The 26,741-nt window shown below is 52.2% G+C and carries 25 protein-coding genes, 1 tRNA gene and 1 CRISPR repeat array (1 of these 27 running past the window's edge); of the genes, 19 read left to right on the forward strand and 7 right to left on the reverse strand.

The window, feature by feature from the left end; translation table 11 throughout:
* Nucleotides 1-51 precede the first annotated feature (51 nt).
* The 7 genes from RS889_RS04835 (at nt 52) to hpxK (ending at nt 6,759) form a co-directional block, all read left to right on the forward strand.
* Nucleotides 52-891 (forward strand): MurR/RpiR family transcriptional regulator, encoded by an 840-nt coding sequence (locus RS889_RS04835; protein WP_021017474.1) that lies wholly within the window; start codon nt 52-54, stop codon nt 889-891.
* Nucleotides 892-1,270: 379 nt separating this feature from the next.
* Complete coding sequence (locus RS889_RS04840; protein ID WP_315709556.1) at nt 1,271-2,062, forward strand: transporter substrate-binding domain-containing protein; 792 nt, start codon at nt 1,271-1,273, stop codon at nt 2,060-2,062.
* A 9-nt stretch (nt 2,063-2,071) separates the two neighbouring features.
* Nucleotides 2,072-2,737, forward strand: coding sequence for an amino acid ABC transporter permease (locus RS889_RS04845; protein WP_021017472.1), 666 nt, complete (start codon nt 2,072-2,074; stop codon nt 2,735-2,737).
* Nucleotides 2,737-3,393, forward strand: a complete 657-nt coding sequence (locus RS889_RS04850; RefSeq protein WP_021017471.1) for an amino acid ABC transporter permease — start codon at nt 2,737-2,739, stop codon at nt 3,391-3,393. Before RS889_RS04845 ends, RS889_RS04850 begins: the two co-directional genes overlap by 1 nt.
* Nucleotides 3,374-4,117 (forward strand): amino acid ABC transporter ATP-binding protein, encoded by a 744-nt coding sequence (locus RS889_RS04855; RefSeq protein WP_021017470.1) that lies wholly within the window; start codon nt 3,374-3,376, stop codon nt 4,115-4,117. Before RS889_RS04850 ends, RS889_RS04855 begins: the two co-directional genes overlap by 20 nt.
* Before the next feature lie 147 nt (nt 4,118-4,264).
* Nucleotides 4,265-5,509, forward strand: a complete 1,245-nt coding sequence (locus RS889_RS04860; protein WP_315709558.1) for a pyridoxal-phosphate-dependent aminotransferase family protein — start codon at nt 4,265-4,267, stop codon at nt 5,507-5,509.
* Entirely contained in the window at nt 5,506-6,759 is a 1,254-nt protein-coding gene (gene hpxK / locus RS889_RS04865) for an allantoate amidohydrolase (RefSeq protein ID WP_315709559.1), read from the forward strand. Before RS889_RS04860 ends, hpxK begins: the two co-directional genes overlap by 4 nt.
* A 70-nt stretch (nt 6,760-6,829) precedes the next feature.
* Here hpxK and RS889_RS04870 read toward each other — a convergent pair whose 3' ends face one another.
* From RS889_RS04870 to fadE, 4 genes are all read right to left on the reverse strand, one after another.
* On the reverse strand, nt 6,830-7,597 hold the full coding sequence (locus RS889_RS04870; RefSeq protein ID WP_315709560.1) for an amidohydrolase: 768 nt from the start codon (nt 7,595-7,597) through the stop codon (nt 6,830-6,832).
* The gene (locus RS889_RS04875; protein ID WP_315709561.1) at nt 7,585-8,730 is read right to left on the reverse strand and encodes a pyridoxal phosphate-dependent aminotransferase; all 1,146 of its coding nucleotides are present in this window, start codon (nt 8,728-8,730) and stop codon (nt 7,585-7,587) included. The genes RS889_RS04870 and RS889_RS04875 overlap by 13 nt, the downstream gene beginning before the upstream one ends.
* 328 nt (nt 8,731-9,058) lie before the next feature.
* Nucleotides 9,059-9,409 carry an HNH nuclease YajD gene (yajD, locus tag RS889_RS04880; protein ID WP_021017465.1) on the reverse strand — a complete coding sequence of 117 codons (351 nt, stop codon included), beginning with the start codon at nt 9,407-9,409 and terminating at the stop codon, nt 9,059-9,061.
* Between the two features lie 171 nt (nt 9,410-9,580).
* Nucleotides 9,581-12,028 carry an acyl-CoA dehydrogenase FadE gene (gene fadE / locus RS889_RS04885; RefSeq protein WP_315709562.1) on the reverse strand — a complete coding sequence of 816 codons (2,448 nt, stop codon included), beginning with the start codon at nt 12,026-12,028 and terminating at the stop codon, nt 9,581-9,583.
* Between the two features lie 258 nt (nt 12,029-12,286).
* On the opposite strand from fadE, the gene lpcA reads away from it, so the two are divergent.
* Both lpcA and RS889_RS04895 read left to right on the forward strand, forming a co-directional pair.
* Complete coding sequence (gene lpcA / locus RS889_RS04890; RefSeq protein ID WP_021017463.1) at nt 12,287-12,868, forward strand: D-sedoheptulose 7-phosphate isomerase; 582 nt, start codon at nt 12,287-12,289, stop codon at nt 12,866-12,868.
* 37 nt (nt 12,869-12,905) lie between these two features.
* On the forward strand, nt 12,906-13,673 hold the full coding sequence (locus RS889_RS04895; RefSeq protein ID WP_315709563.1) for a class II glutamine amidotransferase: 768 nt from the start codon (nt 12,906-12,908) through the stop codon (nt 13,671-13,673).
* Here the strand turns inward: RS889_RS04895 and dpaA are convergent.
* A complete protein-coding gene (gene dpaA / locus RS889_RS04900; RefSeq protein WP_021017461.1) occupies nt 13,644-14,366 on the reverse strand; it encodes a peptidoglycan meso-diaminopimelic acid protein amidase in 723 nt (240 codons plus the stop codon). The two genes, RS889_RS04895 and dpaA, sit on opposite strands and share 30 nt — an antisense overlap.
* 257 nt (nt 14,367-14,623) lie before the next feature.
* Here dpaA and RS889_RS04905 point away from each other — a divergent pair, with 257 nt between their 5' ends.
* Together RS889_RS04905 and dinB are read left to right on the forward strand one after the other, a co-directional pair.
* Nucleotides 14,624-15,643, forward strand: coding sequence for an FAD:protein FMN transferase (locus RS889_RS04905; RefSeq protein ID WP_315710922.1), 1,020 nt, complete (start codon nt 14,624-14,626; stop codon nt 15,641-15,643).
* A gap of 94 nt (nt 15,644-15,737) precedes the next feature.
* Complete coding sequence (gene dinB, locus RS889_RS04910; protein ID WP_315709565.1) at nt 15,738-16,796, forward strand: DNA polymerase IV; 1,059 nt, start codon at nt 15,738-15,740, stop codon at nt 16,794-16,796.
* Nucleotides 16,797-16,920: 124 nt separating this feature from the next.
* Here dinB and pepD read toward each other — a convergent pair whose 3' ends face one another.
* A complete protein-coding gene (gene pepD / locus RS889_RS04915; RefSeq protein ID WP_315709566.1) occupies nt 16,921-18,381 on the reverse strand; it encodes a beta-Ala-His dipeptidase in 1,461 nt (486 codons plus the stop codon).
* 293 nt (nt 18,382-18,674) lie between these two features.
* Between pepD and gpt the strand changes: the two genes are divergently transcribed.
* The 6 genes from gpt (at nt 18,675) to RS889_RS04945 (ending at nt 23,781) form a co-directional block, all read left to right on the forward strand.
* Entirely contained in the window at nt 18,675-19,133 is a 459-nt protein-coding gene (gene gpt, locus RS889_RS04920; protein WP_315709567.1) for a xanthine phosphoribosyltransferase, read from the forward strand.
* Between the two features lie 156 nt (nt 19,134-19,289).
* Nucleotides 19,290-20,546 (forward strand): esterase FrsA, encoded by a 1,257-nt coding sequence (frsA, locus tag RS889_RS04925; RefSeq protein ID WP_037382517.1) that lies wholly within the window; start codon nt 19,290-19,292, stop codon nt 20,544-20,546.
* Between the two features lie 112 nt (nt 20,547-20,658).
* Entirely contained in the window at nt 20,659-21,033 is a 375-nt protein-coding gene (gene crl / locus RS889_RS04930; protein WP_021017455.1) for a sigma factor-binding protein Crl, read from the forward strand.
* Between the two features lie 121 nt (nt 21,034-21,154).
* Nucleotides 21,155-22,258: a glutamate 5-kinase gene (proB, locus tag RS889_RS04935; protein WP_037382626.1), complete on the forward strand. Its 1,104-nt coding sequence runs from the start codon at nt 21,155-21,157 to the stop codon at nt 22,256-22,258.
* Nucleotides 22,259-22,268: 10 nt separating this feature from the next.
* The gene (gene proA, locus RS889_RS04940) at nt 22,269-23,522 is read left to right on the forward strand and encodes a glutamate-5-semialdehyde dehydrogenase (protein ID WP_315709569.1); all 1,254 of its coding nucleotides are present in this window, start codon (nt 22,269-22,271) and stop codon (nt 23,520-23,522) included.
* 183 nt (nt 23,523-23,705) lie between these two features.
* Nucleotides 23,706-23,781: transfer RNA gene (locus RS889_RS04945), tRNA-Thr, on the forward strand.
* Between the two features lie 168 nt (nt 23,782-23,949).
* On the opposite strand, the gene RS889_RS04950 is transcribed toward RS889_RS04945, so the two are convergent.
* A complete protein-coding gene (locus RS889_RS04950; protein WP_315709570.1) occupies nt 23,950-24,222 on the reverse strand; it encodes a hypothetical protein in 273 nt (90 codons plus the stop codon).
* Nucleotides 24,223-24,262: 40 nt separating this feature from the next.
* Here RS889_RS04950 and istA point away from each other — a divergent pair, with 40 nt between their 5' ends.
* The gene (istA, locus tag RS889_RS04955; protein WP_315707433.1) at nt 24,263-25,435 is read left to right on the forward strand and encodes an IS21 family transposase; all 1,173 of its coding nucleotides are present in this window, start codon (nt 24,263-24,265) and stop codon (nt 25,433-25,435) included.
* Nucleotides 25,435-26,232: an IS21-like element helper ATPase IstB gene (istB, locus tag RS889_RS04960; RefSeq protein ID WP_315709571.1), complete on the forward strand. Its 798-nt coding sequence runs from the start codon at nt 25,435-25,437 to the stop codon at nt 26,230-26,232. The genes istA and istB overlap by 1 nt, the downstream gene beginning before the upstream one ends.
* A 103-nt stretch (nt 26,233-26,335) precedes the next feature.
* A CRISPR array of direct repeats spans nt 26,336-26,741; the repeat unit is 29 nt; unit sequence AGAAACACCCCCACGTTCGTGGGGAAGAC; it runs 2,186 nt beyond the window's last position.

Consider the following 26,741-nt stretch of genomic DNA (forward strand, 5'->3'; position numbering starts at 1 on the left):
GATATGGTGCAACAAGATGATACGGCTGAAACGAAAGTTACAGAGGCAGGCATGAAGCAGATTGATGAGCGGTTGCGCAGTCAGTACAGTGAACTCTCCCCGCAGGAACAACGGGTGGCCGCGTTTATTTTTGATCATTTCGATGACCTTATTAGCTATAACAGCGCGGAGCTGGCGCGGTTGAGCGGTGTGTCGAAAGCGACCGTCAGCCGGTTATTCCGCCGTCTGGGGTATCCCAGCTACCGGGAGATGCGCGATGAACTGCGTACTTTGCGCCAGAGCGGTATGCCGTTAACGGATAACCGTGATGCGGTACAGGGCAATACATTGCTGGCACGCCATTACAAGCAGGAGATGGCGAACCTGACGCAATGGGTGAACCAGATTGATCCAGTGCCGTTTGGCACCGTGATTGCCGCATTACAGCAGGCACAGCGCGTTTGTATTATCGGGTTGCGTAACAGCTATCCGGTGGCGCTGCATCTACGCCAGCAACTGTTACAAATCCGCCCGCAGGTACTGTTACTTACCCAACCGGGACAAACGCTCTCTGAAGAGTTGGTGGACCTGAATGCGCAGGATGTGGTGATTGTTGTCGCGTTTCGGCGGCGTCCACGCTTAATTCAGCCATTACTCAAGCAGTTGCAGGATAACCGGGTGCCGGTATTACTGTTGTGCGAGCCCCAGGCTCATACGTTGCAGCCCTTTGCCAACTGGACGTTGTGTGCACCGCTGGACAGTGTGTCAGCCTTTGACAGCTATGCCTCCGCCATGAGTCTGGCGAATTTGATCAGCAATGCATTATTGCACGACATGTTGCGTGATGGTCGCCAGCATATTCACCAGATAGCGGATCTTTACCAGCGACTGGATGAACTGGAACAGCGATAAGATCGCAGCAATGATGATCCATTTTGGTGCGGTTGTTTCATTGTAGTGCAATTGTTTCCCCGTTTTGTGCTCTGTTATTGTGCGTGTCTTATCCGGTTTATCTCCCGCTGGTATCAGCGATATCGCCTGAAGATAGGTTATGTTAGGCGGTTGATACACTGAGTCTCTACATATGTCCATGTCCGTTAAAACATGATGTTATATCAATTTTTACTACTATTTCATGGCTATTCCACGTTTTGGCGGAGCACACTGACGTTATACGCTTTCCCTCTGTTTTATATCTGGCACACATATTGCTTTTCATTGTAACGATAGTTTCAGTTGTTTATTTTTGAGAACCTTTTGTTTCATACTAACGTAACCAGGGGCAAACGCGATGAGCATCAAAAAACGTTTTTTAGCAATAGTAGGCGCAGCACTGTTGATGGCCCAGGCAGGCAGCGTAATGGCTGACCAGTTAAAGGATATTGAACAACATGGCGTACTGCGTGTAGCAATACCGCAGGATTTCCCGCCGTTTGGCTCTGTGGGAACCGATTTGCAACCACAAGGCTACGATATTGATGTTGCCCGTTATCTGGCCAAAGAAATGAAACTAAAGTTGCAGCTGGTGCCGGTAAGCAGTGCTAATCGTATCCCGTATCTGCAAACCAATAAGGTAGATCTGGTGATCTCCAGTCTGGGTAAAAATGCCGAACGGGAAAAAGTCATTGATTTTAGCCGGGCTTATGCGCCGTTCTTCCTGGGTGTCTTCGGCCCGAAAACCGGCGATGTCAGTTCACCAGCCACTTTGCAGGGCAAGAGTATCGGTGTTACCCGCGGCGCAGTGGAAGACATGGTATTGAGTAATATCGCGCCCAAGACGGCGACGATTAAACGTTATGAAGACAATAACACCACATTGTCGGCCTATCTGTCCGGGCAGGTGGAATATGTGGCAACCGGTAATCTGGTTATCGCTGCGATTGCCGAGAAAAACCCCACCAAGGCTCCGGTAGCGAAATTCATGCTGAAAGACTCGCCTTGCTTTATTGGTATGAGAAAAGGGGAACCGGCATTGAAAGCCAAAGTTAACAGCTTGATTGAGAAAGCGATAAAAGATAACACCCTGAACAGCCTGTCAGAAAAGTGGATGAAGGCACCGCTACCAGCCAATCTGGGCGCGTAAGGAGGAGCCATGACCTATCAGCTTAATTTTGCTGCGCTGTGGCCATACTGGCCGGAATTGCTGGCTGGATTGTGGGTCACGATTGAGCTGACGGCCATGGCAACCGTAGGTGGGATCGCCATCGGTATCTGTGGTGCGGCGTTACGCAGTGGCAAACCCAATATTGCCAGCCGTCTGTGGGGCGTTTACGTCGAAGTGATCCGTAATACGCCGTTTGTGGTGCAACTGTTTTTTATCGTGTTCGGGCTGCCAGGATTGGGGCTTAAGCTCAATGCCGGACAGGCCGCGCTGTTGGCGATGTTAATTAATCTGGGTGCTTACAGTACGGAAATCATCCGCGCAGGTATCCAGGTCACGCCGAAAGGTCAGTGGGAAGCGGCGCGGGTATTGGGCCTGAGCCGCACCCAGACTTTTCTGCGGGTGATTCTGCCGCCCGCTCTGCAACGTATTTATCCGGCGCTGGTCAGTCAGTGCATCATCGTAATGCTGGGTTCCTCGGTGGTGTCTCAGGTGTCTTACGAAGAGCTGACCTTCGCCGCCAGTTTGATTCAGTCTCGAACCTTTCTCAGTTTTGAGGTGTATTCGGTGACCACGCTTATCTATTTAGCGCTGTCAATACTGATGCGTCAGTTGCTGTTGCTGGTCGGGAGACGTTTTTTGAGGAGTCCGGCTTGATGGCGACATTTACTGACTGGGACATCGTGCGCAATCTGCTGCTGGCCGCACGCTGGACATTACTGTTATCGCTGACCGCTTTTTTTGGCGGTGTGCTGGTGACACTCCCACTGTTGTTGTTGCGTTTGACTAAACGTGTATGGCCGTTGCGTCTGATTCGACTGTATACCGAGCTGTTCCAGGGAACGCCGTTGCTGATGCAACTGTTTCTGGCTTTTTTCGGCCTGGGATTGTTTGGCATTAACGTTAGCCCGTGGGTGGCCGCGGCACTGGCGCTGACGCTGTTCACCAGCGCGTTTCTGGTGGATATCTGGTATGCCAGCGTGCAGGCGCTGCCGAAAGGGCAGTGGGAAGCTTCTCGCTGCCTGGGGCTGACCTTTTGGCAGACGCTGAGCCGGGTTGTGGCACCACAGGCCATGCGTATCGCCATTGCGCCGACGGTTGGCTTTTCGGTACAGGTCATCAAAGGAACAGCGCTGGCATCGATCATCGGTTTTGTCGAATTGACCAAAGCCGGCACTATGCTGAATAACGTGACTTATCAACCGTTTGAAGTATTTGGTCTGGTGGCGTTGGGATACTTCCTGATGTGTTACCCCTTGTCTTATTACAGCCATTATCTGGAGAGGAAATTCAATGCCGCTCATCACCATTAATCAGGTTCATAAATATTATGGTCAGAACCACGTGTTAAAAGGTGTGGATCTGGATATCGACATAGGGGAGGTCGTTTTCATCATCGGTCGCAGCGGCTCAGGAAAAAGCACATTACTGCGTTGCATCAACGGGTTGGAAGGCTATCAGGAAGGCAGCATCAAACTGGGTGGAATGACCATCACGGATCGGGAGTCCCAGGCGCGAGACATCAGCCGTTCGGTTGGCATGATCTTCCAGAATTTTAATCTGTTCCCACATATGAGCGCGTTGGAAAACGTCATGCTGGCACCGCGTCTGGTGTTGGGTAAAAACGCGGCAGAATGCCGCGAGCTGGGCGCACAGATGTTGAATAAAGTTGGTCTGGGCGACCGGATGGATTATTACCCCGGCAACCTCTCCGGCGGTCAGCAGCAGCGGGTGGCGATTGCCCGGGCGTTGGCAATGAATCCGAAAGTGTTGTTGTGCGATGAGATTACCTCGGCGCTGGACCCGGAACTGGTGGGAGAAGTGCTGAAAGTGCTGGAGCAACTGGCTGCCGAAGGCATGACGCTGATTCTGGTCACGCATGAAATGAACTTTGCTCGTGAAATAGGCGACCGGGTGGTGTTTATGCATCAGGGCACAGTGTGGGAACAGGGTAAAGGACATGAATTGTTTGCCCGCCCACAAACTGCCGAGCTTAAACAGTTTATCGCTTCCGTTCGGGGACTGAAGGAGGCCTGACACCATCGTCATTCCCGAAAGGCGAAGAACTAACCGCAAGTTGAGTACCGTGTTTGGGATGGATACCTGCCTCACGCAGGAGTGACGGAAATAGGTCATCCGACATGGCTGTTTCAATGAATTAAACGACATCAGGAGTTAATCACAATGAGTAATGACCTGTTTGCGCAGATCAATCCGCCACACCGTTTGCTGATGGGGCCGGGGCCAATCAATGCCGATCCGCGTGTGTTGCGGGCGATGGCCAGTCAGTTGGTGGGGCAGTACGATCCGGCGATGACGGAATACATGAATCAGGTCATGGTGCTGTATCGCCAACTGTTCCGTACCGAAAACCGTTGGACCATGCTGGTGGACGGGACTTCTCGTTCGGGGATTGAAGCGGTTCTGATTTCAGCCATCCGACCGGGTGACCGGGTGCTGGTACCGGTCTTTGGCCGATTTGGTCATCTGCTGTGTGAGATTGCTCGTCGTTGCCGCGCCGAGGTGCATACCATTGAGGCGGCGTGGGGTGACGTGTTTACGCCGGATCAGATTGAAGATGCGATTAAACGGGTGAAACCACGCCTGCTGCTGACGGTTCAGGGTGATACCTCCACGACGATGCTGCAACCGCTGATGGAATTGGGTGCGATCTGCCGTCGCCACAATGTTCTGTTCTATACCGATGCCACGGCGTCGTTCGGCGGTAACCCGCTGGAAACCGACGCCTGGGGATTGGATGCCGTTTCCGCCGGATTGCAGAAGTGTCTGGGCGGACCGTCCGGCAGTGCGCCTGTCACCCTTAGTTCGCGGATGGAAGCAGTGATCCGCCAGCGTAAATGCGTCGAACAGGGGATCCGTACCGCATCGCATCAGGATGGTGACGATGAGATGATCTATTCCAACTATTTTGACCTCGGCATGATCATGGATTATTGGGGGCCGGAGCGTCTCAATCATCATACTGAAGCCACCAGCATGCTGTTCGCGGCCCGTGAATGCGCCCGCGTTATTCTGGAAGAGGGCTTGCAGGCGTGTATCGATCGCCATGAATTACAGGGTAATGCGCTGCTGGCGGGTATTCAGGGCATGGGGTTGGCACCTTATGGCGATATTCGCCACAAAATGAGTAACGTACTCGGCGTGGTGATCCCCGCTGGCATTCATGGTGAGCAGGTACGCAAGCTGCTGCTAGAGGATTTCGCCATTGAGATCGGCACGTCATTTGGGCCGTTACAGGGTAAGATTTGGCGCATCGGTACTATGGGTTACAACGCCCGCAAGGATTGTGTGATGCAGACGTTGACCGCGCTGGAAGCGGTATTGAACCGGCTGGGTTTCAGCACGGTTCAGGGCGCGGCATTGCAGGCCGCCTGGGATGTCTACGCCAGCCACGAGGACCGCGCATGAGTGCGGTACTGATGACGGTTACCGACGCTCAGGTTGCCGTGCAGCAGGTGATGTCCCGCTGTGATTCGCTGGCGGAAATCAGCGAAACCGCCGGGCAACTGACCCGGGTCTACCTGTCGCCGGAGCATCTGCGCGCTAATCAGCAAGTGGGCGAGTGGATGCGTGATGCAGGTATGCGGGTCTGGCAGGACAGCGTAGGCAATATCTGCGGCCGTTATGAAGGCGTCGTGCCCGATGCCCCTGCATTGTTGCTGGGATCACATCTGGATACGGTGCGCAATGCTGGACGCTACGACGGTATGCTCGGTGTGTTGACGGCCATTGAAACCGTGCGCTATTTGCACCAACGCGAGATCCGGTTGCCGGTGGCGCTGGAAATTGTCGGGTTTGGTGATGAAGAAGGTACCCGTTTCGGTATCACACTGCTCGGCAGTCGGGGGTTGACCGGAACCTGGCCGGATGGCTGGCTGTCGCGTGCGGACGCGGAAGGTATTACGGTGGCGCAGGCACTACAGTCATCGGGGTTGGATGCTGACGCTATCGCGCAGGCGGCGCGTCCGGCGAGAGACATCATTGCCTATCTGGAGTTGCATATTGAACAGGGCCCATGTCTGGAACAGGCCGGGCTGGCATTGGGCGTCGTGACCGCGATTAATGGTGCCCGACGGTTAAACTGTACGTTTATCGGACAAGCAGGGCATGCGGGAACGGTGCCGATGTCACAGCGTCAGGACGCTCTGGCCGCCGCCGCCGTCTGGATGGCAGAGGCTGAGCAGATCACCAAAGCCAGTGATCCTTATCTGGTGGCGACCTTTGGTACGCTGCAATGTCTGCCGGGAGCGGCCAATGTGATCCCTGGTGAAGTGCGGCTGACACTGGATATTCGTGGCCCGGAAGATAACGCGCTGGATGCGCTGTTACAGCGGTTGTTGATACTGGCCCATGATATCGCCCATCTGCGCGGCTGTGATTTTACCTCAGACGAGTATTACCGCATCGCGGCCACAGGTTGTGACGCACAATTACAACGGCGTTTATCTGCGGCGGTGGAGCAAGTGCAGGGTACGACTCTGCTGTTGCCGAGTGGCGCCGGGCATGATGCCATTGCGATTGCCGAACGTTGGCCGGTGGGGATGCTGTTTGTGCGCTGTCGGGGTGGGATCAGCCATCATCCAGATGAATCCGTCATGATGGAGGATGTGGCGCTGGCGCTACAGGCGCTGCTGCAAACGGTACTCAGTTATCGATAAATGAATATTGTGGTTGATGCGATGAAAAGCGCGCTTTTCATCGCTATTTTTACGATGCGCTCTGGTGTATTCACAGACTGAACTTGTCGGCATCGCGCCAGGCTGGGAAGGCTTCGCGGTAGCTTTGAAGTGCCTCCAGCGACAGTTCGGCGTCAATACGGGCGGGCTGATTTTCCGGTGCGGAAGCCAGTATATTGCCTAATGCATCGATGACCAGACTATCGCCCTGATAATTGTGACCATTTTCATCGCTGCCGACACGATTACAACCAGCAATATAAGCCTGATTCTCAATTGCCCGCGCTGCCAGCAGCGTTTTCCAATGGGATGCGCGTGGCGCTGGCCAGTTGGCCACATACAGCGCCAGATCATAATCCTGATGGTTGCGCGACCAAACCGGAAAGCGCAGGTCATAGCAAATCAGCGGCATGATGCGCCAGCCGCGCCATTCAATAATTTCCCGATCCCGACCGGCATGATAATACTGATCTTCGTTCGCCATACGGAACAGATGGCGTTTATCGTACTGATAGACCTTGCCATTCGGGTCAGCCAGCAAAAAACGGTTCACCGCACCCTTTATCGTATTCACCGCCACACTGCCGCCGATCATGGCGTTATTGTGTTGTGCCCACTGTAGTAGCCAGCTTTCTACCGCTGTCTGTTCCAGACTGCTTTCCGCCGCTTCCATCGCGAAACCGGTGGTAAACATCTCCGGGAGAATGATCAGATCGCGTCCGGTAATCTCTCCTAGCAGCGTGTCAAAATGGTGCAGGTTGGCGGCACCGTCCATCCAGGCCAGGGGCTGTTGTAATAGTGTAATTTTTAAAGTTGACATAAGCGCTCCGCGGCAATATCCAATGTCATTTCCTGTTTAGCAAAGCATAGCCTAATCAACGTGTGAGGGAACGATTCGGCACAGAATACCGACAGTGGAATGGCGGCTACGCCAACATGCTCGGTTAGCCAACGGCAGAAGCTGACATCGTCCTGATAGGAAATAGCGCGATAGTCTGCCAGCAGGAAATAGGTGCCTTCACAAGGCAAAACGTCAAAACGACTAGCCGCAAGCGCGTTGATAAAATGGTCGCGACGATCACGGTAGAAATCCGACAGACTGCGCCAGTGCTGAGGTTGTTGTTGCAGCATGTCGGCAATCGCCAACTGTGCCGGCGTATTGACGGAGAACGTCAGGTACTGGTGAACTTTGCGCACTTCGGCGCTCAGCGCCGCAGGCGCGACACAATAACCGACTTTCCAGCCTGTCATGTGAAAGGTTTTACCGAATGAGGAAACCGCAATCGCCCGCTGACGCAGCTGTGGGTGTGCCAGTACGCTGGCGTGTCCTTCGCGGGCAAAACAGATGTGTTCATAGACTTCATCACTCAATACGTAGATTTCCCGTGCGGCAATGGCCTGCCACAGTTGCTGGAAATCATCCCGCTGCCACACCGTGGCGGAGGGATTATGCGGCGTATTGAGGATGACCATTCGGGTACGATCACTTAACAACTGTGTAAACTGCGTCCAGTCCACCTTGAACGTGGGGGGCTGCAAAGCCAGACGTTTTAGCACGCCGCCAGCCAGTGTTACGGCTGGCGCATAACTGTCGTAGCTGGGATCAAAGCCACCCGGACGTACCAGCGCACTAATAGCCGCAAACAGCGCTTCTGTCGCGCCTGCCGTCACCGTGACTTCGTGGTCGGCATCCGGCTGCCAGCCATACAGTGCGGCGGTTTTTTCCGCAATGGCCTGGCGTAATGGGGCAACACCGGTCATTGGCGCGTACTGATTGGCTCCCTGACTGACATGGTGGGCCAGACGCTGTTTCAGGTAATCCGGACCATCAAAATCCGGGAATCCCTGTGACAGGTTAATCGCCTGATGTTGCTGCGCCAGGGCGCTCATCTGGGTAAAAATCGTCGTGCCAAGGGAGGGTAGTTTACTTTCGGGAATTAATGCGGCGCTCATGGCTGAAAAGGACTCCTGCAAACCGGATGCTTGTCACTCAAGTTTGTTATCGTTGTCACTATAGCACGATGCCGGCATTTGGCAATCAAGACGTTTGGACGTTTAAATGGCTAGATTCCATGATCAACCAAGCCATAACCAAAGACGCTAAACAGACCAGGGATCTGCGGATAAGGCATTGGCAAACCCAGCGACACAAGATCCGTTATGAACGTTAATCAGCAGCTTATTGAATGGGCGGCAGCTTGTCACTGGATCGGACAGAAAGGCGAATGCAGTCAGTCTGATTCGGCGAGACTGGCGCGGGCGCGCCAGAGCGAGTCGTCATCTATTTCTTGCCTTTATCCAGCATGGCTTTCAGATCGGCGAACGGGTTATGGGTAGCGACGCCAATGTCTTTCTGAGGATCATCACCAGCAATAACCGTCGAACCATACAGGTGCGCATCAGTATATTTGGAATGTTCATTATCGTGGCAATACAGACAGAGTAACTCCCAGTTACTGCCATCTTCCGGGTTATTGCTGTGATCGTGATCGATATGGTGCACGGTTAATTCACGCAGATTGGAGTAAACAAACTCACGTGAGCAGCGCCCGCATACCCACGGGAACAGCTTCAGCGCTTTTTCACGGTAGCCGCTTTCCAGCTTTGTATAATTCTTGGGGATATAGGCCATAAGAGTATCGTCATAAAAAACCAGAATAGCGCTATCTTAGCGCTTTTTCTGTGGATGAAAAATGGAAATACCATTCATCGCAGGTGAAGCAAGGCAAAGAGGGATTGCTCCCTCACTGGCGACGGTGATAAACGCATCAGAATACAACGGTTATTCTGATCATGTGTCGATTCAGGCCATTTCTGCTCTGGACGGATCATGCCGGGTTGATGCCGGTTTCTGGCTGGCCAGCGCGTCCGGAGCAAAATCATCGACGTTGATGGAACGCAGACGGCTGATTTCCGCACGGTTGAGAATCTCGGCTTCTTCCTCTGAGAGTGTACCTTCAACCAGCCCTTGTTCTGCCAGCTTATCCAGCCGCATAAAGGGCAGACTATGGCCTGCCGCCTGGGACAGGCGCTGATGAATTGGCTCTGCGGCCAGAATATCCTGCAATGCTGATTCCAGCTGCCCGGCCGGATTGTGCTCGCTGGGCGTCAGGTACTGGCCCCGTCCCAGACGGGAGCGTGTTGCTGACGGTGTTTGCAGGATTTTGGCCAACTGATGATCCAGACGATCTGACGGTGCCGGGCAGGTATGGCCGAGCGGGAAAATCAACACCCGCAACACACCCGCCACCAGGCGATTTGGAAAGTTACGCAGCAGCTCGTTCATGGCGTGTTCCGCCTGATGAAGGCAATCCTGTACCCCCCAGTGCACCAGTGGAAGGTCAGCGGGCTGGCGCCCCTCTTCGTCATAGCGTTTCAGTGTGGCCGAAGCCAGATAAAGCTGGCTGAGAATATCGCCCAATCGTGCTGATATGCGTTCGCGACGTTTCAGACTACCACCCAATACGGCCATGGAAACGTCCGCCAGCAGCGCCATATTGGCACTGAGCCGGTTCAGTTTCTGGTAGTAGCGGCGAGTGACATCGTTGACGGGGGCGCGACTGGCACGTCCATCGGTCAGGCCCAGCCACAGACTGCGGATTTTATTGCTGCCCACATGACCGAGATGACCAAACAGCGCCCGATCGAAGTTCTTCAGGTCGTTATCCTGTGCCGCCGTCATCTCTTGCAACACAAAAGGATGGCAGCGGATGGCGCCTTGACCAAAGATGATCATACTGCGGGTCAGGATGTTGGCGCCCTCTACCGTAATGGCAATCGGTGACCCTTGATAATGGCGGGCCACAAAGTTGGATGGACCCAGACAGATGCCTTTACCTCCGGTGATGTCCATCGCGTCTATCACTGAACGCTGAGCACGGTGGGTACAATGATATTTCACAATCGCGGATAGCACGGCGGGTTTGGCACCCTGCATAATGCCGCTGGTGATCAACGTGGCGGCGGCATCTAACATATAGGCATTACCGGCGATGCGCGCCAGCGGCTCTTCAATTCCTTCCATCTTACCGATTGGCACTTTGAACTGGCGCCGGATATGGGCATAAGCGCCTACCGCCAGTGCAACGGTCTTCAGCGTACCGGTTGCGTTGGAAGGCAATGTGATACCGCGCCCGACAGACAGACACTCCATTAACATACGCCAGCCTTGACCCGCCATCGGTGGGCCGCCGATGATGTAATCCAGCGGTACAAAAACATTGTCGCCCTGGGTCGGGCCATTCTGGAACGGAATGTTCATCGGAAAATGACGACGGCCAATATTTACTCCTGGCGTGTTGGTGGGAATCAGGGCACAGGTAATCCCTACGTCATCCACATCCCCCAGCAAATGATCCGGGTCGTACAGTTTAAACGCCAGACCCAATACCGAGGCTACTGGTGCCAACGTGATATAGCGCTTGTTCCAGGTTAGGCGCATGCCCAGAATCTGTTCGCCTTGCCATTGACCATAACAGACCACGCCGACATCCGGGATAGCACTGGCGTCGGAACCCGCTTCCGGGCTGGTAAGGGCAAAACAGGGGATCTCCTCGCCACGTGCCAGACGGGGCAGGTAATAATCCTGCTGCTTATCGGTACCGTAATGCTGTAGTAGTTCTCCTGGACCTAGTGAGTTAGGTACCCCGACAATGATAGCCAGGATACCGGAAATACCGGACAGCTTTTGCAGCACCTGGGCTTGTGCATAAGCGGAAAACTCCAGTCCGCCATACTTTTTTTTGATGATCATGGCGAAGAAACGGTGCTGTTTTAGATATGCCCACAATTCTGGCGGCAGATCGGCCCGTTCATGAGTAATTTCAAAGTCATTGGCCATACGGCAAGCTTCTTCTACCGGGCCATTCAGGAATGCCTGTTCTTCCGGTGTGAGCTCAGGACGTGGGTAAGCATGCAGTTTTTTCCAGTCAGGTGAGCCTTGAAACAGATCGCCTTCCCACCAGGTTGTTCCGGCATCAATGGCTTCTTTTTCGGTTTTCGACATGGGGGGCATGGCCTGTTTAAACCAGCGCAGCGTGGGAGCTGAAAACAGTTTTCGACGCAGTGGAGGCAGCGTGAACGGTAACATCAGAATCACCACTGGGATCAGAGACCAGACAGACCATATGTTCAGCGCTGCCATGCTGGCAAAATAGGCTAATATCAGTGTGCAGCCCAGCCATAGTGCTAACCGGTGGTAAAACAGCACGCTGATAAGAATAAGTAGAAGTAGAATACTGACGGCGATCATAGCGGCGTCTCCAGATGGTGTCGTTGATCAGAAGATCAAGAGGTCTGACCTGCCCTAGTCTCCTTTTGGTTTTAGTTTATTTTGTTATTTTTATCAATCTGTTTACATCGCAATTACAATGTGACTCACAAACAACTTACCGGCGTTCCACACCTGATGTGGAATGCCAGCAATTGGCAATTGTCTGCTTCTCGCTGTTTAGGGGATCCGCTACACTGCTTGACGGACGATCATGATGTCACTGAATGAGAGGATTCCATGTATCAGGACTTAATCCGTAATGAGCTGAAAGAAGCAGCGGAAACGCTGGATACGTTTTTGAATGATGACGCCAACATCCAGGCGATTCAAAATGCGGCTATCTTATTGGCTGATGCTTTTAAAGCCGGTGGGAAGGTATTTTCCTGTGGGAATGGGGGATCGCATTGCGATGCCATGCACTTTGCGGAAGAGCTGACGGGGCGCTATCGTGAAAACCGTCCAGGCTATCCGGCCATTGCCATTTCTGATCCCAGTCATATTTCCTGTGTAAGTAATGATTTTGGTTATGATTTTGTATTTTCCCGTTATATCGAATCATTAGGTCGTGAAGGCGATGTTTTGCTGGGGATCTCCACTTCCGGTAACTCCGGTAATATTATCAAGGCAATCAGTGCCGCCCGTGCCAAACGTATGAAAGTTATTACCCTGACGGGGAAAGATGGCGGCAAAATGGCCGGTACTGCCGATGTGGAAATTCGTGTGCCGCATTTGAGCTATGCAGATCGCATTCAGGAGATTCATATCAAGGCTATCCATATTCTGATTCAACTGATCGAAAAGGAAATGGTTGGGAACTGATTGTTGGCTATTGCGTGGATGAGGTAAGGAATCAAACATGTGTGAGTTGCTTGGGATGAGCGCCAATGTCCCAACTGATATCTGTTTCAGCTTCACCGGTCTGATGCAGCGGGGTGGTCGGACGGGACCGCACCGTGATGGATGGGGAATTACGTTCTATGAAGGGAACGGTTGTCGCACCTTTAAGGACCCTTTGCCCAGCTTTACTTCACCCATCGCACAACTGGTGCAGAACTATCCCATCAAATCCTGTGCGGTGGTTTCCCATATTCGGCAAGCCAACCGAGGTAATGTGGCGCTGGAAAATACCCATCCGTTTACTCGTGAGCTGTGGGGGCGGAACTGGACATTCGCCCATAACGGGCAGTTGAAGGGGTACCGTAGTCTGAAAGCCGGTCAATTTCGTCCGATAGGGCAAACGGACAGCGAATACGCCTTTTGCTGGTTGTTGCATCAATTGTCGCAGCGTTATCCGCGAACTCCCGGTAACTGGTCGGCGGTATTTCGCTATATTGCCCGTCTGTCGGGGCAACTACGAGAAAAGGGTGTGTTCAATATGCTGTTGTCGGACGGGCATTTTGTGATGGGATACTGTTCCACTCGTCTGTACTGGATTACCCGCCGAGCGCCTTTTGGTAAAGCGACATTGCTGGATGACGATGTGGAAATTGACTTCCAGCAGCAAACGTCACCCAATGATGTCGTTACCGTACTGGCGACCCAGCCACTTACCGGTAACGAAACCTGGCATCAAATCATGCCAGGTGAGTTTGTCTTATTTCGTTTTGGTGAACGCATAATTTGACACTGGCTGGCTGGCTTGAATCGGTTGGTTAATGACATAGTGTCCGTTGAATACCGTGACAGCCGGTGGTTGATGATGCTGATTGAAATAGGCGTAACCCGGCTGCAATTGACGCCAAAAACTGATGTAAGCCGAGTCGCGATGACGTCGCATGTTCTGTTCCGTCATCCGAAATGGATAAATGTTCAAATCGACTTTTTCCTGACCATTACGCAATGCCTGCTCGACATAAGTGTAAATCTCATCGATATATTTGTTGGTCATGGCATAACAGCCAATGGAAACACACTCACCGTGGATCATCAGGTAACGGCCGGAATATCCTTGTGCGCGATCGTATTCGTTAGGGAAACCGACATTAATGGCGCGATAGTAATGGCTGTCAGGATTTAGCTGATGCAAATCTATTTGATAAAAACCTTCCGGGCTTTTTAAGTCACCTTCGATCCGTTTCGGACCAAGTCCACCAGAATATTTACAAATTGGGTAGCTTTGTATCAAGTGATATTCATTACCCTCTTTAGCGTAAAGTTCTAACACTCTTTCTTCTTTAAAAATCTGGATATAAACCGGGGAGCCTAGCAACTGTTGTTTTAATTCTTTTGTTACCGGTATGGCTTCACTGGCTGTGCTGGTGACGGCAATAGATGGCAAAAAAAACAATATCGCAAATGACAGCGCGATCTTTAACATTGTAAATCCTGATTATTGTAGCAGTATTACATACGGTACCTATTAATGGTTCCGTATTCCCTTGTCTATAGCGCAATCACATTATCATTGCTTTCATTTTATTCAAGAGGGAAATAGTGATAAAAAAGGCCGCTAATTTAGAAATAGACAAGAAGGGATTTATTCCTTGTCGAAGCAAATCTGCTGGTATGATGTCGCGATTAATTTTACAGCACTGTGCAGAGCAAGAAGCAGATAGTGAGGGGAGTACGGTAAAAGTGCGAATAACGCTCAAAAACTGGCTGGGATTAGCAGCCATTGTCTGGATATTAACCGGGTGTGGCGGCCTTCAGCAGGAAAATCTGGAAGGCAAAACGATGGGGACATCTTACTCCGTCAAATATATCAGTAAGGATGATCAGCCATCTCCTGAAACTATTAAGGCTGAAATTGATAGTCGTCTGAAGACGGTTAATAACCAGATGTCAACTTATCTTCCCCAGTCCGAACTCAGTCGTTTTAATCAGAGCCGGGCCGTTAACCAGCCTTTTCCGGTGTCTCCTGCCACGGCAGAGGTAGTACGGGAAGCGATTCGGATTAATCATCAGATCGGCGGTGGACTGGATATTACCGTGGGGCCATTGGTCAACCTGTGGGGCTTCGGGCCGGAAGGCCGACCAGATAAGGTGCCGAGTGAGGCCGAATTAGAACAACGGCGTGCCCTGGTCGGGCTGAATAAGCTGGGTGTTAATGGTAATGCGTTAATCAAGCATATTCCGGGGTTGTACGTTGACCTGTCCTCCATTGCCAAAGGATATGGTGTAGATGTGGTGGCTGAATACCTACAATCACTGCATATTGATAATTATATGGTAGAGATCGGCGGTGAAGTCCGCACCCGGGGTAATAACGGCGAGAATAAGCCTTGGCATATTGCGATTGAAAAACCTCACTATGGATCCGGACAAAGCGTGCAGGAAATTATCGAACCGGGAGAGATGGCAGTTGCTACTTCGGGTGATTATCGAAATTACTTCGAAGCTAATGGTGTTCGTTATTCTCATACTATTGACCCTAATACCGGGCGACCTATCACTCACCGGCTGGTCTCTATTACGGTATTGGCCAATCGTTGTATGACGGCTGACGGATTGGCTACCGGCTTGGATGTCTTTGGCCCGGACCTCGGTTTGGAAGTTGCCAATCGGTTGAATATCCCGGTGTTTATGATTGTGAAAACGGACACTGGTTTTGAAGAGCGTTATTCGGAAGCATTCAAGCCTTATATGAAGAAGTAATCGCGCGTGGGAAGCGGTGCGGGTTAAGCGGTTGTCCGCTTGCTAACACTACAATGATACTGTATTTTTATACAGCGTCATTGTAGAGGCCTGTATGCGCAAAATCATTCATGTGGATATGGATTGCTTTTATGCCGCGATAGAAATGCGCGATAACCCGCGCTTACGCGACATTCCCCTGGCGATTGGTGGCCGTGCCGATCGGCGCGGTGTCATCTGTACCGCCAATTATCCGGCTCGCCGCTATGGTGTTCACAGCGCGATGGCGACGGCTACCGCATTACGACTTTGTCCGCATCTGGTGTTGTTGCCTGGTCGGATGGAGGTGTACAAATCCACCTCCCGGCAGATTCGGCAGATTTTTTCCCGCTATACCTCATTGATCGAACCTTTGTCTCTGGATGAAGCCTACCTGGATGTAACCTATAGCCCATACTGCAACGGATCTGCCACCCTGATGGCGCAGGAGATCCGACAGATAATTTATGACGAATTACAGCTCACGGCATCGGCAGGTGTGGCACCGATTAAGTTTTTGGCGAAAGTCGCTTCGGAGCAGAATAAACCCAATGGCCAGTTTGTGATCGTTCCAGATCGGGTAGAGACATTTCTGCTGGCATTGCCGTTGGAGAAAATTCCCGGTGTAGGGAAAGTGACCGCCAGACGGCTTGAAGAGCGGGGGTTACATACCTGTGCGGATGTGCGTCGTTATGCCTTGCCTGAGCTACTGAAGGCGTTTGGCAAGTTTGGCCACATACTATGGGAACGGTGCCACGGTATTGATGAACGCCAGGTTTCCCCCGATCGTTTACGTAAATCTGTTGGGGTAGAAAAAACGCTGGCGGAAGATATTTATGACTGGGGTGATTGTGAAACGCTGATTGAAACACTTTATCAGGAGCTGGAGGGGCGTTTAAGTCGGGTAAAACCGGATCTGCATATCGCTCGGCAAGGTGTGAAGCTTAAATTTAATGATTTCTGTCAGACCACCCAGGAACATGTATGGCCGGTATTGAATAAACAGGATCTGGTAAAACTGGCACGACAAACGTGGGAACAACGGCGGGAAGCACGCGGGGTTCGGTTGGTGGGATTACACGTGACGTTGATGGATCCGCAACTCGAACGACAATTGGTATTTGACTGGGAATAAGCGGGTAAACGGGATGGAAACAGGATCAAATCAATGTCTGGACGCTCGACGCTGCGGTTGGCGTTTCCGCGGTGTCGACGGTACGTTCAGGCAATGTTGCCTGAACGTACTAAAACATCATGGGTTACTGCTTCTCAGGAATGGCTTTCAGCAGTTCGGTTAACAATGTCCAGTACTGGCCTACGCTGGCAATGTGTACTTGTTCATCTGGTGAATGGGGGCCGGTAATCGTCGGCCCGATGGAGACCATATCCATATTCGGATACGGCTTTTTGAACAAACCACACTCCAGACCAGCATGGATCACCATGATGTTTGGCAGTCGGTTGAATTGTTTCTGGTAGGTTTCGCGCACCAGATGCATTACTGGTGAATGGGCGTCAGGTTTCCAGCCGGGGTAACTGCCTTTGGCTACGGTTTGAGCACCAGCCAACTGGCCCAGTGATGTCATCATGTCCACCACGTAATCTTTACCGCTATCTACCAGCGAGCGAATCAGACAACGCATTTCTGCATGTGTGTCGGTCATGCCCACCACGCCCACGTTCAATGAAGTTTCAACCACGCCCTTGATTTCATCACTCATGCGAATGACGCCATTAGGCATCACGTTCAACAATGCGATGAAACGGTCACGACTCTCAGCCGTTAATGCCAGCGATGTGTTTTCAACGGGTTCCAGCAGGATGGTGAGATTTTTTTCTACCGCTGACAGCTCATTTTTCAGTACGACCAGATAATGCTGTACTGCTATTTTCAAGGCCTCTGCATTGGTTGCCGACACGGCCAGAGCGGCGAAACCTTCGCGGGGTATCGCATTGCGCAGGGTGCCGCCATTCAGGTCGATAAGTCGCAGATCCAGCGCACTGGCCTGCGCAGACAGAAAACGGGCCAGCAGCTTGTTGGCGTTGCCTAATCCGTGATGGATATCACAGCCGGAATGGCCGCCTTTCAGCCCTTTAATCGTCAGTTTCAGGGTTTGATAGCCAGCCGGAACGGCTTCTCGCTGGAGTGGTAAGCGGGTGAGAAAATCAATACCGCCGGCGCAACCCATATAGATTTCACCCTCTTCTTCTGAGTCGGTATTAATCAGAATTTCCCCCTGTAACCAGTTCGGTTGCAGACCAAAAGCACCGTCCATGCCGGCTTCTTCCGTCATGGTCAGCAAAACTTCCAGCGGCCCGTGTGCCACATTACTATCCGTCAGCACTGCCAATGTCGAGGCCAAACCGATGCCATTATCGGCACCGAGTGTGGTACCACGGGCTTTAACCCATTCGCCATCAACATACGGCTGGATAGGATCGGTGGCAAAGTTATGCACGGTGTCGCTGTTCTTCTGTGGCACCATATCCAGATGCGCCTGGAGAACGACAGGTTTACGTTTTTCCATCCCGGCAGTAGCCGCCTTACGCAGCAGAATATTTCCGATCTGATCCCGTTCGGTATGAATTCCGCGTTCCTGTGCCCACGATATAATATGCGCGGCAAGCGCCTCTTCATGATAGGAAGGGTGTGGAATAGAACAAATCTTGGCGAAAATGTCCCACAGCGGCTGTGGGGAAAGCTGAGACAATTCAGACACTATTTAACGTCTCCTTTTCAGCAGGCTGCTCTTCGCGGTTGGTGCGAGAGGCGCTACAGGATGAAAGTGATGGTTTGTTGCCCGAATAATCAGGCTCAATGAGATAGAGTATCACTTTCCCGCCGCAAGGGAGAATGTCTGTATTCGAGGAGAAGATTCTGGCGGGGATAAGGAAATGAGGAAATAGGGATAAATACTGGTTTTTATACGGTAGGATATTTATAATCTCGCGCAACCTTTTTCCCCCCTCAGACTCGAATTGAGCCAATTAACCGTTGGCCGGGATATATTTTATGAGCGAAAAGTACGTCGTAACCTGGGATATGCTACAAATCCATGCCCGTAAACTGGCGCAGCGTTTACTGCCAGCCGAACAATGGAAAGGCATTATTGCCGTTAGCCGTGGTGGTTTGGTACCGGGATCCTTGCTGGCCCGTGAAATGAGCATTCGCTACGTTGATACTGTTTGCATCTCTAGCTATGACCATGATAGCCAGCGTGAAATGAAAGTGCTGAAACGTGCAGAGGGTGATGGTGAAGGTTTTATCATTGTCGATGACCTGGTGGACACCGGCGGTACGGCGCAAGCCATTCGTGATATGTACCCCAAAGCATACTTCGTGACCATTTTTGCCAAACCTGCCGGTAAACCGCTGGTTGACGACTATGTCGTTGATATTCCGCAAGATACCTGGATTGAGCAGCCATGGGATATGGGCGTGGTCTTTATGCCGCCTTTATCTGGCAACTAAGCCTCCTGCGTTGTTGATAAAAACGCCCGGTAATGCCGGGCGTTGTCGTCTGTTTTTGTTTTATTGATATCACCGTTTGTCTTCTCCCTTCGGTGTTGGTTACACTCTCTGATGCGTCTGTATGCGCTAATGTTGCTTACACCCATGGAGGCTGTTGTGGTTCAAGCCAACCTGTCTGAAACGTTGTTCAAGCCCTCTTTTAAACATCAGGAAACGTCCACGCTGATTCGGCGCACTCACCATATTGATACGGATACGATGCCGGATACGCAGTCCACGCTGGAAGGACGAAATAACCATAGCTGGTATCGCACGATTAATCGCCTGATGTGGATTTGGCGTGGTGTTCATCCGTGGGAGATAGAAGAAGTCCTGTCGCGTATTTCTGCCAGTCAGGCAGTACGGAGTAATGAGCTTTTGTTGGATACCGTGGTGGGATACCGCAGTGGTAACTGGATTTATGAGTGGACAGCACAGGGAATGCATTGGCAGCAGCGAGCAGTAGAGAGCGCGTCGGGGAAGGATGCGGGGAAGTGCTGGCTTAACGCCGCCAACCTTTACAGTATCGCTGCCTATCCATATCTGAAAGGGGATGATTTGGCGGAGCAGGCCCAGACACTGGCTAATCGGGCGTATGAAGAGGCAGCGAACCATCTTTCCTACGAATTGAAAACGCTGAACTTTCCAGTGGCTGGCGGTGGAACATTAACCACTTTTTTGCATCTGCCTACACGGGGTAAGGCACCGTTTCCGACCATATTGTTATGTGGCAGTCTGGATATGTTACAGAATGATTATCATCGCCTGTTTCAGGATTATCTGGCACCCGCAGGGATGGCGATGCTGACGGTTGACATGCCATCGGTAGGGTTTTCATCCCGCTGGAAGCTGAGTCAAGACTCGAGCTTTTTACATCAACAGGTATTGAGCGCGCTGCCGGATGTTCCCTGGATAGATCACACCCGTGTCGGGGCATTTGGCTTTCGTTTCGGCGCCAATGTCGCGGTGCGGCTGGCTTATCTGGAAGCAAATCGGTTGCGGGGAGTTGCCTGTCTGGGGCCGGTGGTACACCATTTATTGTCCGATACCGAACGCCAGAACCAGGTGCCGGATATGTTTATGGACGTGCTGGCCAGTCGCCTGGGTATGCCGTTCTCTGCTGATATGGCCTTGAAAACCGAATTGGGGCGCTATTCTCTCAAGACGCAAGGATTGCTGGGACACCGCTGTTCGACACCGATGTTGGCTGGTTACTGGAAAGGCGATCTGATTTGCCCAAAAGAAGAAGCGAGTCTGATTGTGAATTCATCACAGCAGGGAAAGCTTATGTCGCTGGATTTTTCACCGGTTTACCAGAATTTTCATCTGGCGTTACAGCAAATTAGTCACTGGTTGCAGAATAAATTGGATTAATATGTTGATAAATCTCTAATATCTGTTAATAAATTAGGCAGTGTCCTGCACGCGGCACTTATTGATACCATGGTGGGTCACGGCCTAGTGTTCAACCCAAGGAGATTGCTGAATGACATTGTCTAGTGGACTTTCAAGAAACCGGCTGATAAAAAAATTTGCTTCATTAGGGCCGTATTTGCGTGAAAGCCAATGTGAAGACTTCCATTTTTTCTTTGATTGCCTTGCTGTGTGTGTGAATGTAAATCCGGATCCAGAAAAGCGGGAATTCTGGGGCTGGTGGCTTGAGTTGGATGCAGAAGAACAAAAGCTGATTTATTCGTATCGCTTCGGTTTATTTGATGAAAGTGGTAACTGGTGTGAGAAAGAGTTCAAAAATACTGAGGTAGATGAGAAAGTTCACACTACCCGGCAGGATTTTCATAACCGCCTGGAAATCCTGGCACAAAAACTTGAGCCGCCTTATATCTTAACAGAACGACCGTGATTCACTTCTGTTGACTCGTCTTATTGGCGGGTTTTTCGCGTTGCGCCTGTTGGCATAACGCGTCTCTCCTGTTACAACGTTTTTTCATGGTAATTTTTTATATTCTAACGGCAGAAATATGATGAGTGGCAGCCAGACTTTGGTTGTAAAACTGGGCACCAGCGTACTGACCGGCGGATCGCGCCGTCTCAATCGTGCCCATATTGTTGAGCTGGTGCGTCAATGTGCGCAGCAACATGCCGCAGGGCATCGCATTGTCATTGTCACGTCAGGGGCGATCGCCGCCGGACGTGAGCATTTGGGGTATCCGGAATTGCCCGCTACCATCGCCACTAAACAGTTGTTGGCGGCAGTCGGGCAAAGCCGATTGATTCAGTTATGGGAACAGCTGTTCTCCATTTATGGCATCCATATTGGCCAGATGCTGCTGACTCGCGCCGATCTGGAAGATCGGGAACGCTTTCTTAATGCCCGCGATACCATGCGTGCGCTGCTCGATAACCACATTGTGCCGGTAATCAATGAGAACGACGCAGTGGCGACGACAGAAATCAAAGTTGGCGATAATGATAATCTCTCGGCGCTGGCGGCAATACTGGCTGACGCCGATAAACTGCTGCTGCTGACCGATCAGGCCGGGTTATTTACCGCTGATCCGCGAACCAACCCCGACGCTGAATTGATCCGCGAAGTGAATGGCATCAACGATGCGCTGCGCAGTATTGCTGGTGACAGTGTCTCCGGGCTGGGTACTGGTGGTATGTCCACCAAACTACAGGCTGCGGACGTTGCCTGCCGCGCGGGTATTGATGTCATTATTGCCGCAGGCAGCAAGCCGGGCGTGGTTGGCGATGTCATCGACGATATCTCGGTGGGAACCCGCTTCCATGCAATGGAAGCCCCGTTGGAAAGCCGCAAACGCTGGATCTTCGGTGCACCGCCTGCCGGGGAAATTACCGTAGACGATGGTGCGCTGGCGGCGATTATGGATCGCGGCAGTTCTTTACTGCCCAAAGGTATCCGCGACGTAATGGGCAATTTCTCCCGGGGAGAAGTGATCCGTATCCGTAGCCTGTCAGGGCGAGATCTGGCTCATGCGGTGACGCGTTATAACAGCGATGCGTTAAGAATGATAGCCGGGCATCATTCCCAACAGATTGCTGAAATCCTCGGTTACGAATATGGCCCGGTGGCAGTCCATCGGGATGACATGATTATTAATTAAGGAGTACGCGATGCTTGAGCAAATGGGCAAAGCGGCAAGACAAGCCTCGTATCAATTAGCCTCGTTGAGTACTTCGCAGAAGAATCAGGCGCTGTTGGCCATCGCCGATTTACTGGAAACTGAGCGTGCCACTATCCTGGCTGCCAATGAACAGGATCTGGCGCAGGCCAAAGACAATGGCATGAGCGAAGCACTGTTGGATCGTCTGCAACTGACGCCGGCACGTCTGACGGCTGTTGCCAATGACGTGCGTCAGATTTGCCGTCTGAACGATCCTGTGGGTGAAGTGATAGACGGTCGCATTCTGGACAATGGCCTGAAACTGGAACGGCGGCGCGTACCGCTGGGTGTGGTCGGCGTGATTTATGAAGCGCGCCCGAACGTCACGGTGGATGTAGCCAGCTTATGCCTGAAAACCGGGAATGCGGTGATTCTGCGTGGTGGTAAAGAAACCTATCGAACCAATGCCGCGACGGTAAAAGTGATCCAACAAGCACTGATCCAATGTGGTTTACCCTCAGCCGCGATCCAGGCGATTGAAAGTCCGGATCGTGAACTGGTCAATCAGTTACTGAAACTGGATCGCTATGTCGATATGCTGATTCCGCGCGGCGGCGCGGGTTTGCACAAACTATGCCGTGAGAACTCCACCATTCCGGTGATTACCGGTGGGATTGGCGTCTGCCATATCTACATGGATGAGTCGATGGAATTTAAGCCAGCGCTGGATATCATAACCAACGCCAAAACCCAGCGTCCCAGCACCTGTAATACGGTGGAAACACTGCTGGTGCACCAGGGGATTGCCGCCGAGTTTCTGTCGGTGCTCAGTGCAGACATGCACAAAGCCGGCGTAACGTTGCACGCTTGCCCGCAGTCACTCTCTTTGTTGACCGGCGGTCCGGCGCAAGTCGTGGCGGCAGAGGCGGCCGACTACGATGACGAATGGCTCTCATTGGACCTGAACGTGAAGCTGGTGGCTGATATTACGCAGGCAGTGCAACATATCCGTGAGCATGGCACGCAGCATTCTGACGCGATACTGACCCGTTCCCTGAGTCGTGCTGAACAGTTTGTGAGGGAAGTGGATTCCTCGGCGGTCTATGTAAACGCCAGTACTCGCTTCACCGATGGCGGGCAGTTCGGATTAGGCGCGGAAGTGGCTGTCAGCACGCAAAAACTGCATGCCCGTGGCCCGATGGGACTTGACGCATTGACCACCTACAAATGGATTGGTTACGGCGACGATCTTATCCGCGCTTAAACCAGATGGTTATAGGATTCCCGGTTATTATATGGAAACAGATATCAGGGAATCCTTATCGTCAACCGACCGATTATAAAACCGGCATACAGTCGCTAGATACTTGACTTGCCGGACAGATTTCACTAGTTTGTCACCCCGTAGTTCATCGTCTGGCACTCGCCGCAGGACGATCCTCTTGACGCCGATATAGCTCAGTTGGTAGAGCAGCGCATTCGTAATGCGAAGGTCGTAGGTTCGACTCCTATTATCGGCACCATAAAAATCAATGTGTTACCGCGATTTTCTGAATCGATTTTTACGCTGGGGTTACACCGGGGTTACGTTTCGCTGTGTGTTGATCTGGGGTTCCCGGCGTTGTGAACAGGCTCGAAGCGCTATCGTGCCGGGCGGGTTGTTTGTGTTTATCCACCAACGATATGCAGGGTTAACTCATCGGCTTGAGCCTGAAAGGGATGCTGTTAAGCACCTGGGCGGCGTCTGGCCCAGTGGGAAACAAACACCCCCACGTTCGTGGGGAAGACTTCCTGTCCCTGTTTTGTGGTCTTCCAGACTGAGAAACACCCCCACGTTCGTGGGGAAGACCACCGCGATATCCTGGAATAGTCTCGGCAAGTGGAAACACCCCCACGTTCGTGGTGTTAGCGCCAGTGATATAAGACGGTAATTCACCATTAGTATTGTCCGCTCCACCCAACATGTTGTTTCCTTTAGGTTCTCACACCAGAAAGGACATCAACATGCTGAGCAGAGAGGACTTTTACATGATAAAGCAAATGCGCCAGCAGGGTGCGTACATTGTCGATATTGCGACTCAGGTGGGTTGCTCTGAACGAACTGTCAGACGCTACCTCAAATACCCTGAACCGCCAGCCAGAAAGACTCGCCACAAAATGGTTAAGCTGAAACCGTTTATGGACTACATCGACATGCGCCTGGCCGAGAATGTCTGGAATAGCGAGGTCATCCTCGCGGAAATTAAGGCAATGGGCTATACCGGCGGGCGTTCCATGCTGCGTTACTACATCCAGCCCAAACGTAAAATGCGCCCATCAAAAAGAACGGTTCGCTTCGAAACCCAGCCGGGATATCAGCTCCAGCACGACTGGGGCGAAGTCGAGCTGGAGGTTGCCGGGCTACGGTGTAAAGTTAACTTCGCGGTTAATACGCTGGGGTTCTCCCGACGCTTCCATGTCTTCGCCGCGCCAAAGCAGGATGCTGAACACACCTATGAGTCGCTGGTTCGCGCCTTCCGCTACTTCGATGGCAGTGTGAAAACTGTGCTGGTTGATAACCAGAAGGCAGCGGTGCTGAAAAATAACAACGGAAAAGTGGTGTTCAACTCCGGGTTCCTCTTGCTGGCCGATCACTATGACTTCCTGCCACGGGCCTGCCGCCCACGCAGGGCCAGAACCAAAGGAAAAGTAGAGCGGATGGTGAAGTATCTCAAGGAGAACTTCTTCGTCCGGTACCGCACGTTCGACAGCTTCGCTCATGTTAACCAGCAACTGGAGCAGTGGATGGCGGATGTTGCTGATAAACGGGAGCTTCGCCAGTTCAAAGAAACACCGGAACAGCGCTTCGCGCTGGAACAGGAGCATCTGCAGCCGTTGCCGGATACAGACTTCGATACCAGCTACTTCGACATCCGCCATGTGTCCTGGGACAGTTATATCGAGGTTGGCGGCAATCGTTACAGTGTTCCTGAAACCTTGTGTGGACAGCCGGTCTCAATACGGATCTCACTGGATGATGAGTTGCGGATCTACAGCAATGAGCAACAGGTGGCGTCACACCGACTCTGTTCAGCATCGTCTGGCTGGCAGACTGTGCCGGAACACCACGCCCCGCTCTGGCAGCAGGTCAGCATGGTAGAACATCGCCCACTGAGTGCTTATGAGGAGTTGCTGTGATGCATGAACTTGAAGCGCTGCTGAGTCGCCTGAAAATGGAGCACCTGAGCTATCACGTTGAAAGCCTGCTGGAGCAGGCGGCTAAAAAAGAGCTGAACTACCGGGAGTTCCTGTGCATGGCGCTGCAGCAGGAGTGGAACGGCAGACATCAGCGCGGCATGGAGTCCCGACTGAAGCAGGCGCGTCTGCCATGGGTCAAAACGCTGGAGCAGTTCGACTTCACCTTCCAGCCGGGCATCGATCGTAAGGTTGTCCGGGAGCTGGCCGGTCTGGCGTTCGTGGAGCGCTGCGAGAATGTGATCCTGCTGGGTCCTCCAGGTGTCGGGAAAACCCATCTGGCCGTTGCTCTCGGCGTGAAAGCGGCGGATGCAGGGCATCGGGTACTGTTCATGCCACTGGACAGACTGATCGCGACGCTGATGAAAGCGAAACTGGAAAACCGGCTGGAGCGCCAGTTACAGCAACTGAGTTATGTCCGGGTGCTGATCCTGGATGAAATAGGCTATCTGCCAATGACCAGAGAAGAAGCCGGCCTGTTCTTCCGGCTACTGAACCGTCGATATGAAAAAGCGAGCATCATCCTGACGTCAAATAAAGGCTTCGCAGACTGGGGAGAGATGTTCGGAGATAACGTGTTGGCAACGGCGATCCTGGATCGGCTGCTGCATCACTCAACCACGCTGAATATCAAAGGAGAAAGCTACCGGTTAAAGGAGAAACGCAAAGCTGGAGTGTTGGCCAAAAACACCACGCCAATCAGTGACGATGAAATAGCGGAAAGCGGACAGCATCAGTAAAGAAAGCATCTAGCGGGCATGAAAATGGCAAATAACGGTCAAAGATCGTGGCGTTGACAGTGGGGAAGACCATATGAATATTTCCGCCAATATCCAGTACTAGAGAAACACCCCCACGTTCGTGGGGAAGACTTCCGTTTAGTGGTTTGAAAGCTATCCTTCCAGGAAACACCCCCACGTTCGTGGGGAAGACGCCTCCCTGGCGTGGCGAGATCTGTAAAAGATGGAAACACCCCCACGTTCGTGGGGAAGACTGGGAAATAAATCACCATCTGACCAAAACCGTAGAAACACCCCCACGTTCGTGGGGAAGACCATCACCCTGGCTTGCTGTGCGTATCGAAGCGAGAAACACCCCCACGTTCGTGGGGAAGACGATACTGCGTGGGTGTCTGGCGATGCACGGGTGGAAACACCCCCACGTTCGTGGGGAAGACCTGCTTCACGTAAAAAATGGCCGTGTTTATAAAGAAACACCCCCACGTTCGTGGGGAAGACGATTTCATCAT

It is taken from the genome of Brenneria uluponensis (assembly GCF_032395385.1).
GTDB lineage: Bacteria > Pseudomonadota > Gammaproteobacteria > Enterobacterales > Enterobacteriaceae > Prodigiosinella > Prodigiosinella aquatilis.